The organism is Sorangium sp. So ce836 (assembly GCF_028553905.1).
Classification (GTDB): domain Bacteria; phylum Myxococcota_A; class Polyangia; order Polyangiales; family Polyangiaceae; genus Sorangium; species Sorangium cellulosum_D.
This window is the reverse complement of record NZ_CP102233.1, coordinates 8490383-8502501: the sequence shown is the minus strand read 5'-3', so window position 1 is coordinate 8502501 and position 12119 is coordinate 8490383. Positions and strand designations below refer to the sequence as shown.

General features: G+C 72.8%; 12 protein-coding genes. 9 read left to right on the top strand and 3 right to left on the bottom strand.

All coding sequences use genetic code 11. The annotated features are described in order from the left end of the window. Window positions 1-266 precede the first annotated feature (266 nt). A complete protein-coding gene (locus NQZ70_RS30680) occupies window positions 267-1481 on the top strand; it encodes a PcfJ domain-containing protein (RefSeq protein ID WP_129577390.1) in 1215 nt (404 codons plus the stop codon). A 161-nt stretch (window positions 1482-1642) separates the two neighbouring features. After that, entirely contained in the window at window positions 1643-2122 is a 480-nt protein-coding gene (locus NQZ70_RS30675) for a VOC family protein (RefSeq protein ID WP_237244194.1), read from the top strand. Between the two features lie 19 nt (window positions 2123-2141). Here NQZ70_RS30675 and NQZ70_RS30670 read toward each other — a convergent pair whose 3' ends face one another. Next, window positions 2142-3047 (bottom strand): AraC family transcriptional regulator, encoded by a 906-nt coding sequence (locus NQZ70_RS30670; RefSeq protein ID WP_237244193.1) that lies wholly within the window; start codon window positions 3045-3047, stop codon window positions 2142-2144. A gap of 218 nt (window positions 3048-3265) precedes the next feature. On the opposite strand from NQZ70_RS30670, the gene NQZ70_RS30665 reads away from it, so the two are divergent. Then, complete coding sequence (locus NQZ70_RS30665; protein WP_129581671.1) at window positions 3266-3748, top strand: DoxX family protein; 483 nt, start codon at window positions 3266-3268, stop codon at window positions 3746-3748. 154 nt (window positions 3749-3902) lie between these two features. Here NQZ70_RS30665 and NQZ70_RS53160 read toward each other — a convergent pair whose 3' ends face one another. Further along, window positions 3903-4442, bottom strand: a complete 540-nt coding sequence (locus NQZ70_RS53160) for a Uma2 family endonuclease (RefSeq protein WP_324293068.1) — start codon at window positions 4440-4442, stop codon at window positions 3903-3905. A gap of 15 nt (window positions 4443-4457) precedes the next feature. Here NQZ70_RS53160 and NQZ70_RS30655 point away from each other — a divergent pair, with 15 nt between their 5' ends. Genes NQZ70_RS30655 through NQZ70_RS30635 form a run of 5 tightly spaced genes read left to right on the top strand, consistent with a single transcriptional unit; the run spans window position 4458 to window position 9009 of the window. Next, window positions 4458-5189, top strand: coding sequence for a hypothetical protein (locus NQZ70_RS30655; RefSeq protein WP_129577388.1), 732 nt, complete (start codon window positions 4458-4460; stop codon window positions 5187-5189). Further along, window positions 5186-6064: a hypothetical protein gene (locus tag NQZ70_RS30650; RefSeq protein ID WP_237244192.1), complete on the top strand. Its 879-nt coding sequence runs from the start codon at window positions 5186-5188 to the stop codon at window positions 6062-6064. The genes NQZ70_RS30655 and NQZ70_RS30650 overlap by 4 nt, the downstream gene beginning before the upstream one ends. Further along, entirely contained in the window at window positions 6061-6759 is a 699-nt protein-coding gene (locus tag NQZ70_RS30645) for a hypothetical protein (protein WP_129577387.1), read from the top strand. Before NQZ70_RS30650 ends, NQZ70_RS30645 begins: the two co-directional genes overlap by 4 nt. After that, window positions 6756-7448, top strand: coding sequence for a response regulator transcription factor (locus tag NQZ70_RS30640; protein ID WP_129577386.1), 693 nt, complete (start codon window positions 6756-6758; stop codon window positions 7446-7448). Before NQZ70_RS30645 ends, NQZ70_RS30640 begins: the two co-directional genes overlap by 4 nt. A gap of 10 nt (window positions 7449-7458) precedes the next feature. Continuing rightward, window positions 7459-9009, top strand: coding sequence for a cell wall metabolism sensor histidine kinase WalK (locus NQZ70_RS30635; RefSeq protein WP_272826052.1), 1551 nt, complete (start codon window positions 7459-7461; stop codon window positions 9007-9009). Between the two features lie 41 nt (window positions 9010-9050). Here the strand turns inward: NQZ70_RS30635 and NQZ70_RS30630 are convergent, their stop codons facing one another. Next, window positions 9051-9527, bottom strand: coding sequence for a nucleotidyltransferase domain-containing protein (locus NQZ70_RS30630; RefSeq protein ID WP_129577385.1), 477 nt, complete (start codon window positions 9525-9527; stop codon window positions 9051-9053). 690 nt (window positions 9528-10217) lie between these two features. Here NQZ70_RS30630 and NQZ70_RS30625 point away from each other — a divergent pair. Further along, complete coding sequence (locus NQZ70_RS30625) at window positions 10218-11894, top strand: serine/threonine-protein kinase (protein ID WP_165374251.1); 1677 nt, start codon at window positions 10218-10220, stop codon at window positions 11892-11894. Window positions 11895-12119 lie beyond the last annotated feature (225 nt).

The window sequence follows — 12119 nt, the reverse complement described above, 5'->3', positions numbered from 1 at the left end:
GGAGTCGCCTTGGCGGCGGAGCGAGCTTGACCCTCGCGCCGGCGTCCGGCAGAGTGACCATGTGCGCTTCTTCCGTTTCTCCTGAGCGACACGCCGTGTGAGCTGCTCCTCGCCCCCCTGGCGAGCGAGGCCTCGCGCGGCGTGCGTGTGCGTGCTGAACGGGCGCCGGTGCGCGGCGAGCGGCCCAATGCAGGGCCCTCGGCGTTCGGCGCCTCCCCATCCGCACGGCGTGGCCGAGGTCTCGGTCCACGCAAGGAGAACGGCTCGTGTCGAACACCACCTGCTTCCATCGCCATGCCCGGCGCGAGGTCGATCGCGCCGTCAGTGACGCCTTTTCGGACCTCGCGGGCGACCTCGCGGCGCGCTCCGCCTTCGCCTCTTTGCTCGGTCACGCCCGCGAGCGCTCGACGCTGCTGTGCGCCGGCCGCGACCACGCGTCGCGCGCCGCGGCCGTCCGGGCGCTCAGGAACCTCGCGCGCCACAACGCGGCGCACGTCGCCTCGGCGGCCACCTGGGCGGGCGGCGATGCCGGCGTGAACGATCTGATTCACTCGCTCGCGCAGCACGTCGTCGGCCGCTACGTCGTCCCGTGCGGCTTCGTCTCCGTGTGGCTCGCCGACGACCCGGAGCCGCAGCGCTGGTTCATCGAGCACGCGAACGGCCGCCCGTTCCGCGAGATCTCCGGGCTGCCGGTGCGGATGACCCGCCGCATGGAGCACATCCTTTTGACCTCGCCGCCGCACCTCCCGCTCCAGGCGGCGATGCGGCGCGCGGAGATCCTCGGCCTCGACGGCCCGCCGGAGCTCGTCGACACCATTCTGACGACGGACCTCGCCGCCGATCTCGGCCACGGGGACCTGTGGCGCCAGGCCTTGCGCTTCTTTGCTCGCTACTGGGACGCCCTCGGCCCGATCCGCGTCACGACCATCATCGACTTCCTCTATGCGCGGTGCGTCCGCCCGACCGAGATCGCGACCGACGCGGGGGTCTTGATCAAGGGGCCCCCGGATCCCGATTTCTCGCTGGCCGGGCGGACGCCTCAGTCGCTCCTGCGCATCGTCGACGCCTGGCACGCCGAGCTCGCGGTTCGCCGCGGCACCGGCCGGACCTGGCCGACGTCCAAGCTACAAGGCTTCCGCTACGTCGAGCCGCCGAGGCCGGAGGCCGCGGAGGGGCCGATCGAGTGGTGGATCGCGGAGCTCTTGAGCAGCGGGGAGCTCGTTGCCGAGGGGCGCGCGCTCAGGCACTGCGTCGCGAGCTACGAGGATCGCTGCGTGCGGGGCGTGTCGAGCATCTGGACCTTGCGCCGCCAGGCCGGGGAGGGGGCACCGGTGCGGCGCTTCACGATCGAGGTCGATCCGCGCGCGCGGGCCATCGTTCAGATTCGAGGGTTCGCGAACCGCCGCGCCGACGGGCATCCACGGCGGATCATCGGCATGTGGGCGGAGCGCGAGCGCCTCACCGTGGCCAGCCACGCCTGAGGCGCGCGGCGGGGGGGGGCTCGCCGCGCGTCGGTCGTTGCGGACCCCGGCGCCGCCGCCGCTCGCGCTCCCGCGGCTGTTCTCGCGAGGGTTGCCGAAGGACCACCCGCGGCTTCCAATTTGTCCAATACGGCGGCGCGCGCGGACGACAGGATCGGCCCATGAAGATCATCCGCAAGATCATCCTCATCCTGGTCATTTTCTCCCTCGGAGGCTGCATGTCCCAAACCACGGAACCGACCCCGGACACGGGAGTCCCCAATGCCACCTTGGCGGTCGTCCGTTACCAAGTCACGGATGTCGATCGCGCCGTTCTCTTCTACACCGAGCGGCTCGGCTTCGCGCTCGACATGCAGTCCGGCACGGAGTTCGCGGCGGTTTCGCGCGGCGACCTGCGCTTGCTCCTGAGCGGACCCGGCAGCTCCGGCGCGCGCCCGATGCCCGACGGCCGCGCTCAGGCCGCCGGCGGTTGGAACCGCGTCGTCCTCTACGTCGACGACTTCGCCGCGCTCATCGATCGGCTCCGTGCGGCCGAGACACCCTTCCGAAACGACATCGAACGCGGCGTGGGGGGCGCGCAGATCCAGATCGAAGATCCGGACGGCAACCCGGTCGAGCTCCACGAGGCATCGGCGGGTTAGCAGCGCCGACCCTTTGCGGTCATCGGGTCAGGACGCCTCGGGGGCGCGCGCGTTGCCGGTCCCTTCCGCGCGCCCCATCCGGCGCGGCCGACGCGGCGATGGCGATGTGGTGCAGCTTGACGTGCTCGCGGGAGGACCGGGCGATGAGCGCGGTCGGCGAATTGCCGGAGAGGGCCACGAACTCGCGGATCAGGTGCGACTGATCGCAGAACCCTGACTCGGCGGCGAGCCGGGCCCAGTCCGGCTCGCGCTCCCTCTCGGCGCGCGAGAGCGCCCGTCGAAAGCGTGTGATCCGAGCGAAGGCCTTCGGGGCGAGGCCGGTCTCGGCGGTGAACACGTCGATGAGCCGCCGGTGGCTGATGCCGAGCGTGGCCGCGACGTCGGCGACGCGCCTTTCGCCTCCCTCGAGCGCCGCGATCGCATGCGGCACCAGGGGATGACCGGGGCGCGCATTCGAAAGGCGGTCGAGCAGCGCGCGCTCGAGCAGCGCGAAGCGAGCGCGCGGCTCCGGCGCCGCGCACAGGCGCTCGCGGAGCTCCGCCGCCCGTCGCCCCCAGAGCTCCGCGAGGTCGGCGTGCGTGTCGGTCAGCGCGCCGGGCGGCGCGCCGAGGAACGGCCACGCGCCGCCGGGGCGGAACTGGACCCCGACCATCGACGCGTGCTCGCGTGTGTCGACGCCGAAGGAGGACTGGTACGCGCCCGACACGGCGGCACCGGAGTGGCGGCGAAGGGTGGGGCCGTCGTAGATGCGAAGCTCGTCCTCGTCGAGGTTGACGACCAGCTGGAGGGTACCGGAGGGCAGGATGCGCTCGGCCGCGTGGGGCGGCGCAGCCGAAAGGTACCAGAGCTCGGCGACGTGCGCCGAGAGCGGCGGACCCGGCACGTGGCGGACATACAACACGAGGACATGATGACCGACGATCACGCCGCCGGCCATATCGCTGCGCGGCGATCGCCTGCGTCGGTCTGTCGCTCGGCGCCGGCGACGCGTCGGGGCGCCCCTCGGCGGCCGGGGGCCGTGAGGGCACGCTTCAGGATTGTCGGCTCGCCGGTCGTGCTCTACGGCAGGGGGGCGAGCTTGACGAGATCACGAGGACCGTCTACGCGCTTCGATAGGTTCTCGACGAAGGGCGGAACGAAATGATGAAACACCTGCGCAAGATGCTCGAGTCCGAGGCGCCTGCGGCGACGCTCCTCGTGCGCCTCTCGGTCGGGGCCGTCTTCTTGTCCGAAGGGCTCCAGAAGTTCATGTATCCAGCGGAGCTCGGCGCCGGACGGTTCGTCAAGATCGGCATTCCCTGGCCGGAGGTCATGGGACCTTTCGTGGGGGTGGTCGAGATCGTCTGCGGGGCGCTCGTGCTCGCGGGGCTCCTGACCCGGTTCGCCGCCGCTCTGCTCGTCATCGACATGGTCGTGGCGCTGGTCTCGACAAAGCTCCCGATCCTGCTCGGCCGAGACATCCTCGGCTTCCACGTGCGCAAGCTGCCGCAATACGGCTTCTGGAGCATGGCCCACGAGGCGAGGACGGACTGGGCGATGCTGCTCGGCGCGCTGTTTCTCGTCATCGTCGGCGCGGGGCGCTGGTCCGTCGACGCGCGCTTGGCACGGCGCCGGAGCGCGCTGTGAACGAGAGTCCCTCGACGCACACGACGAGGACCCGAAGCCGTTCCTCTGAACCGAGACGGCGGACGAAATCCTCGCGAGCATCGGTCGGTTCGCGCAGCGGACGCCCGATATCCACGGCGAGAGGGCTTCATTCGCGCTCTTCAGGAACGGGACATTAGGTTGCCTCGTCTCCGAAGAGCGCGTCCATCTCCAGCTCCACCTCCCCGAACGGCTCTGCCCTGACGCGCTCTCCGCGCTCGGCGGCGAGGACCAGCAGATAGCCCTCGGACGTCCACCGGTGGACGGTCAGCGTCTGGTCCTCGGGATCCACGATCCAGTAGTGCGGCACCCCGCACCGCTGATAGACGCGCATCTTCTTCACGCGATGGTTGCGCGCGGTGGAGGGCGACAGCACCTCGCACACCCAGTCGGGCCGCACGGAGCTCGGCGTCGTTCTGGGCAGCTCTGGCAATCTGTCCCGCCGCCATCCGACCACGTCGGGGTGATAGACCTGATTGCAGGCCGGCCGCGGCAGGCGCCTGGCGGAGGACCGGCGAGGCCCCTGCGCGCGGGTGGCGCTGGCCGCAGCGGGCGGGCTGCCACAACTTCGCCACAACCTCTCCGCGTTCGTTCCTCGTCGCGGGCGCGGGCGCGCCTCGAGCGCGGGGTACTCCCATCGAGGCTGCGGCGGCCCAGCGCGCCGCGCAGCGCTCATCACCACGGAGGTCCTGTGCAGGCGCAAGCTCCCTGTCTCGTCGTTTCCCCCTCGCCAGAGCCCGGCTCGGAAGCCGGCGCTCTCGCGCCCGCGTCGCCGCGAAGCGACGCGCCGCCGCCGCCCGCGGCCGCCGCCGCGCCGGGCCCAGCCGCCGAGCCCGCGGCGCGCGCCGGACACCCCGGCTGGACGGCCTCTCTCCTCGCCGAGCGGCAGGCCGCGGATCCCCGCCAGGACCTCGCCAGGTTCGGCGTCGGCGTCGGCCTCGCCGCGCTGTACGGGCTCGCGCTCGGCGCCCGGCAGGGCGGCCTGTCGCTCGTCCAGCACGCCGCCGGCGTGCCGGCGGCCATGGTCGCCGTCGCCTGCCTCGGCGTCCCCGCGCTGACGATCGTCCTGACCCTCTTCGACGCGCCGCTCGACCCCGCGCGCGCCCTGTCGGCCACGGCGCGCGCCGCCGCGGCGACCGGCCTCGTGCTCGGCGGCCTCGCGCCCGCCGCCGCGCTCTTCGTCGTCACGAGCGGGGCGCCCGAGACGGCGGCCATCATGGGGCTGATCGGCCTCGCGGTAGGCGGCGTCATCGGCGTGCGCATCCTGCTGCACGATCTCGGCGCCGTGCTCCGGCCCGATCGGGGCCCCCTCACCTGGTCCGGCACCACCGCGGCGCTCCTCGGGTTCGCCGGGTTCGCCGTCGCGCTCGCCCTGCGCGTCTGGTGGGGGACGCTCCCGATCCTGAGAGGAGGTGCCCTGTGAGCGCCGCCGTCGTGAGCCGCCTGCTCCGGGCGCCCGCCGAGGTCGCCGCGAGCTGCCGTGAAGACAGGGACATCCGCGCCATCGCGCTCGCGTCGCTCGGCGCCATCGCCCTCGGCTCCGCCGTGTTCGGCGGCGTGATCGGGAGCTTCCGCGGCAAGGAGCAGATCCTCTACGCGGCCGTCAAGGTGCCGCTCGCGATGCTGATCACGCTCGCGCTCTGCGCCCCGGCGTTCCACGCGCTCGCGGCGGTCCTCGGCCGCCCCTGGCCGATGCGGTCGATCATCGCCCTCGTCCTCGCGTCGGCGGGCCGCTCCTCGCTCGTGCTGCTCGCGTTCGCGCCCGTGCTCTGGCTGCTCATCGACCTGGGGCTCGGCTACCACGCCTCCTCCGTCGCTGCCTGGCTCGCCTACGCCGGCGCGGGCCTCGCCGCGCTCGGCGTGCTCGTGCGCGGCATCGGCGCGGGCCAGGGCCGCGCCCTCACCGCGGTCGCCTTCATGGCCGTGTTCTTCGCGGTCGGCGGTCAGGCCGCGTGGATGCTCCGGCCGTACCTCGGCCGGCCGAGCCAGAAGGAAATCCCGTTCGTGCGCGCCCGCGAGGGGAGCTTCTCCGACGCGCTCGTCAGGAGCTGCCGCTCCGCGCTCGGGATCTACGACGAGGATCCGCGCTCGCTCGAGCGGCGCCACAAGCCCCGTAGCAGCCCGGATCCGCGCGGCGTGAGCCCGGCCGACGTCTCGACGCCGGTCGGCGTGGGCCCGGTCGACGTCGCGCCGCCGGCCGGCATGGCCCCGCGCGTCGCTCCGCCGCCGCAGGGCGCGTACCCGGACGGCGTCGATCCGGACGCCGCGCGCGTCGGCCCGACGGAGGCGGCGCGATGAGCCTCCGCGATCTCTCGATCCTGTACCTGCTCGCGGGCCTCGCGTGCGCCGTCGCGGTGTACCGCGCCTCGCGCGATCGCGGCGACGCGCGCCGCCGCGCCGCCCTCTCCGCGGCGCTCTGCGTGCCGCTCTGGCCCATCTGGGCCCCCGTCGCGCTCACCGCGGGCCGCGGGGCGGCCAGCGACCGGCCGGACGGCGGCGCCGGCACCGCCGCCGCCCGCGTCCAGGGCGCGCTGCGCGAGGGGGTCAGCGCCTGCGCCGGCACGTCGTTCGAGGCGCTCCTGTCGCGCGAGGCCGCCGTGCGCATCGAGGCCGAGGTGGCGCGCGCCGCCGCCCGCCACGCCGAGCTCGACGCGCTGCTCCGCCAGGGCGGCTTCGACGAGGCCGCCGCCGCCGCGCGCGTCGCCGAGATCGAGCGCGACGGCGCGGGGGGGCGCGCGCTGGCGACGGCGCACCTCCACCTCGAGAACATCCGGCGCCTCCGGGCGATGCGCGACCACGACGCCCGCGCCCTCGAGGAGCTCGCGGATCTCGTCCAGGCGCTGCGCACGCAGCTCGTCCTGGCGCGCTTCGCCGGATCCTCGGTCGAGGGCGTCGGTGGTATCGTGTCCGAGGTCTGGGCGCGCGTGGAGGGCCTCGGCGCGGCGATCGACGCGCACGGCGGCGCCGGATCAGAGGGACCGATCGCGACGTGAGCAAGCACATCCTGGTCGTCGACGATGAGGCGCGCATCCGCGAGGTCCTGCTCTACGCCCTGCAGAAGGAGGGCTACACCGTCACGGCGGTCGCCGACGGGCGCGCCGCGATCGAGGCGGCCGGGGCGGGGGACGTGGACCTCGTGGTGCTCGACGTGATGCTCCCCGAGCTCGACGGCCTGGAGGTGTGCCGGCGGCTGCGCGCCGCGAGCAGGACGCCGATCCTCTTCCTGTCGGCGCGCGGCGACGAGGTCGACCGGATCGTCGGCCTCGAGCTCGGCGGCGACGATTACCTCACCAAGCCGTTCTCGCCGCGCGAGCTCGTGGCGCGGGTGCGCGCGCTGCTCCGGCGGGCCGAGGCGCCGCCCCCCGCGCCGGCCGAGGCGCGCGCCGCGGTCCTCCGCCACGGCCCGATCGAGGTCGACATAGGCCGCCACGAGGCCCGCTACCTCGGGCAGCCCGTGTCGCTCACCGCGACCGAGCTCGGCGTGCTCGGCGCGCTGCTCGAGCGGCCGGGCGTCGTGCTCTCGCGCGGCCAGCTCATGCAGCGCGCCTACCGCTACGACAACCTCATCACGGAGCGCACCATCGACACCCACGTTCGCCGGATTCGCGCGAAGTTTCGCGTAGTTGGCGGCGATCCGATCGCGACCGTCCACGGCGTCGGCTACAAGGTGCAGGGCGCGTAGCCGGGCCGCGATGCCAGGCCGACCGATGCGCGCGATGATCGAGCGCCTGCGCCGGGAGCTCGGCCGGATCCGCGTCCGGCTGCTCGTCGTCAACCTGGTGGTGCTGCTCGTGCCGGCGGCGGGGCTCGAGTTCGCGCGGATCTACGAGCGGCAGCTGCTCGGCTCGCTGGAGCGCGACATGGCGAACCAGGCGGCCCTCGTGGCGGCGATGCTCGTGTCGGATCTCGACCGGGGGCTCGAGCTCGACGCGCCGGAGCACGGCGACGTGCTGACCCGGGCCGCGCGGCGCACGCGCACGCGCGTGCGGATCCTCGACGGGGCGGGCGCGGTGGTCGTCGACTCGCACGAGAACGGCCCGCCCGAGGGGCCGGAGCCGGCGGTGCCCGCGCTGCTCCCGGCGCGCGCCCGGGGCGGTTCGGGCGTCGGCCTCGGCGATCTTGCCGACGGGGTGCGGCCTTTCGGCAAGGACGCGCGCGAGCGCTGGCCCGAGGTCGCGGATCGCCCGGAGGTGCGCGACGCGCTCTCGGGGCGCCGCGGCGCGAGGACGCGCGTCCGGGAGCGGCAGCCTGCGGTCTTCCTGTTCCTGGCCGAGCCGATCCGCTGGGGCGGCGAGGTGCTGGGCGCCGTCTACGTGGTGCGCTCGACGCAGCCGGTGCTCGTGGAGCTGCACCGGATCCGGTCGGGCCTGATCCAGGTCCTCCTGAGCGCGAGCCTGTTCACGGGCCTCGTCACGCTGGCGCTCGCGTGGTCGATCTCGAGGCCGCTCGGCAAGCTCTCGCGCGCGGCCAAGCGCATCGCGGCCGGCGAGCGCGACATCGAGGTGCCGGTCTCGGGGAGCGGCGAGATCCGCGAGCTCGGCGCGTCGTTCGCGGCGATGAACGAGCGGCTGGGGGCGCGCCTGCGGTACACCTCGGATTTCGCGGCCGACGTGGCGCACGAGTTCAAGTCGCCGCTCACGTCGATCCGGGGGGCGGCCGAGCTGCTCGACGAGGGGGCGGCGGACGATCCCGAGGCGCGGCGGCGCTTCTTGCGGAACATCGAGCTCGACGTGGCGCGGCTCGATCGGCTCGTGTCGCGGCTGCTGGAGCTGAGCCGGATCGAGGCCTCGAGCGAGGCGATGACGGTGCTCGACCTGGAGGCGCTCGTGGCGCGGGTGGTGGAGCGGTGCAGGGCGCGCGAGAGGCCGGTGGTGCTGCGGTACGAGATGTCGAGGCGGCTGCTGCGGGCGCGGCAGACGGACCTGGAGACGGCGCTGCTGAACCTCTTGGACAACGCGGTGAGGTTCTCGCCGCCGGGGGAGGCGGTGGTGGTGACCGTGGAGGGCGAGGAGGGCGGAAGGACCGCGAGGATCTCGGTGCGCGACCGGGGGCCGGGGGTGCCGGCGCAGCATCGGGCGCGGATCTTCGACCGGTTCTTCACGACCGACGAGAGCCGGAACGGGACGGGGCTCGGGCTCGCCATCGTGAAGAGCGTGGTCGAGGCGCACGGCGGGGCGGTGAGCGTGGAGAGCGCGCCGGGGGAGGGGGCGACGTTCGTGGTGGAGCTGCCGGTGAGGCAGTAGGGCGGGGAGGGGAGGGCTGCTCGAGCGGCGCGATGTGCCGGTCAGGGCGCTCGGCGTTTTTCGTCGAGGGTCGCCTGGAGCAGAAAGAGCATCGCCCGATCCTTGGGCCTGGTCAGCTTCGCCTTGACCTCGATGAGCCGTTCCAGCGACAGAACGCGGACGAGCACGCCGGCTACCTCGAGCACCGTCGAGTCAGGCAAGAGATCGTCATAGGACGTCGATTCCTCGATCGTGGCCAGCACGTCGAGCAGACCGTGCTTCGTCTGGAGCAGCTTGTGCCCAGTCGATCGCAGGTGCGACTCGTTAGGAACGAGCCGTCGTGGGTCCGTGCGAAATACGGCTTCCAGCTCTGTCAGGGCAGCCATGAGCCGGGCGATGTTCTGCTCGGAGCGTGAGTACACGATATCGATGTCGAGCGTGTTCACAGGCGCGCCCTGCAACGCTGCAGCCATGCCTCCCACAACGATGAACTCGACGTGATGGTGTACCAGCGCGTGCAAGATATCAGCGAGCGCCATCGGAGGGCCCGCGCACGCTCATGATCAAATCGATCGAGCTCTGCAGCTGCGCCAGCCGATCCGTGGGAGATAGGCTGAGCATCCAGCGGACGAGGGAGCGGTCTACTCCGTTCTCATCGTAGGGGCTGTCGTCCCGCTCCCCAACGGGAGGCTCCAGAGGTTCGGCCATGCTCCGAGTCTAGCACAGGGGGGTCGGCAAGCCGCGGGCACGCTGTTTCGGGTCGACCCCCCGTCTTCAGCTGACCGGGATCGTCGAGGCCGGCCTGCGGAGCATTCTTCCTTTCGGAACGCCGTGGCGGTTCGGACGAGCTCGACCGGGCGGCGAAGGTGGCGACCCCGCCGTCCGGCAGGGGCCGGCTCGGGGCCGCGGGGGCATGCTCCGCGCCGCCGCACGTCGAGGACGCCCTTAAGGGCCCGATCTGGGCACATGCACAGCTCATGGGCGCGTGGCAAGCGGTTTCCGCCCATCGGCATGGGTCCGCCTGCCCGGTGGCCTCGACCTCGCACCTCGCGCGGACGCCGGGGATCGAGCGTCCCTCATTTGTGCGACCATGCTGCGACACTATCGCACCCGCATTTCTGCGCAATTCGGCAGGGCAGGCGGAACCATGCAGTGCATTGCGGAAGAAGGCTCGAGATCCCCCTGAATCCGTCTGGTCGAGCTCGTTTTTTTCGTGCCATCATCGCCCAGTGAACGTGGGGACGTCCAGCACACCGACCGACCCGGGGCATCACCTCTTGCTCGAGCTCGGGCGCGGGGGAACTGCGCAGGTCTTCCTCGCCGTGCAGAGCGGCGCGGAGGGGGTGGACAAGCTCGTCGTCCTGAAGTTTCTCAGGCCCGACCTCCTCGACAACCTCGAGATGCGGGAGATGTTCATCAACGAGGCGCGGTTCTCCGCGCGCTTGAACCACGCGAACATCGTCCAGACGAGCGCGATCGTCCAGACGACGCGGGGGGCCGCCATCGTCATGGAGTACCTCGAGGGCCAGTCGCTCTCGATCGTCCGGTCGCGGGCGCGCACGAAGCTCCCGCTGGAGATGCACCTCCGGATCATCATCGACGCGCTCCGCGGCCTTCATTATGCCCACGAGCTCACCGGCTTCGACGGCGAGCCGCTCGACGTGGTGCACCGCGACGTCTCGCCGCACAACGTCTTCGTGACCTACGATGGCCAGGTCAAGCTCATCGATTTCGGCATCGCCAAGCTCACGGGCGGGAGCGTCGAGACGGCGACGGGGGTGATCAAGGGCAAGATCGGGTACATGCCGGCCGAGCAGATCGAGGGCGGCCAGCTCGATCGGCGCGCGGATCTGTACGCGGTGGGGGTCATGCTCTGGGAGGCCGCGACGGGCGAGCGGATGTGGAAGGGGATGACCGACATCGCGATCATGCATCGCGTGCTGAACGGGGAGCTCCCGAGGCCGCGCGACGTCAAGCCCGACGTGCCCGAGGAGCTCGAGCGCATCATCCTCAAGGCCCTCTCGCTCGCGCCGGAGCAGCGCTATGCCACCGCGGCGGAGCTCGAGGCCGATCTCGAGGCGTTCGTCGCGGGCTCGACGCCCGTGACGAACCGCGACGTCGGCAGGTTCGTCTCGCGCGAGTTCGAGGACGTGCGCGCGGAGACGAAGCGCATCATCGGCCGTGAGATGATGCGCCGGGGCGCGACGGCGCGGGCGTCCATGCCGGTCGACACCCTGTCGCCGCCGCCGCTGGATCAGTCGCTCGCGCGCGCCGGCTACGGCACGATGACGGGCTCGGACTCGAAGCTCACGGACGAGCAGGAGCCGGCGCAGCGCCCGTGGCTGAAGCGGGCGTCCCGCTCGCTCCTCGCCACGGCCGTGCTGGGGATCGGCTGCGGCATCGTCCTGGCGGCCGCGACCATCCGGTCCCCGCGCTCCTCGCCTGCGTCCCTGGACGCCGCATCGTTGTCGGGGTCGCCGCAGCCGTCGCTCGCGCCGCTCGCGCCGCTCGCGCCCGCCGTCGTCCCGGCGTCCGGCGCGCCGTCGGGCTCCGGCTTCGCCGCGGCGGCCGCCGCGCCCGCTGCTGCGAGGTCGGGCGAGCCGTCGGCGAGGTCGGCGGAGCCAACCATCGAGCCGGCCGAGCTGCCCGAGGCGCTGGCCGAGTCGTCCGCAAAGCCGGCCGAGCGGTCCGCGAAGCAGCCCAGGTGGTCCGCGAAGCAGCCCAGGCCGTCGGCGAAGCAGCCCGAGCCGTCGGCAAAGGAGCCGGCAGAGCGCGGAGGCGACGCCGCGGCGCCGGCGGACAAGCCCACGCCCGCTGCGCCGGCCAGCCCGCCCAGCGCGAATTGCGACCCGCCATACACCATCGACCCCGAGGGGATCAAACGATTCAAGGTCGAGTGCATGTGAGATCGCGTGTCGACACCACGTCGGGTACGGGAGCGCTCTCCGCGCTGGCCCTGGCCGTGATGGGCGGGTGCGGGACCTGCGGCGACACCGGAGCCCAGGGCGGCGCCGGCGGTCCGGCGACGGCGAGCGTGGCGTCCGGCTCCGCGGCGGGCACCGGAGGCGCGGAAACGGGCGTAGGCACCGGAGGGGCGGGCACCGGCGGAACGAGCACCGGCGCAGGCACCG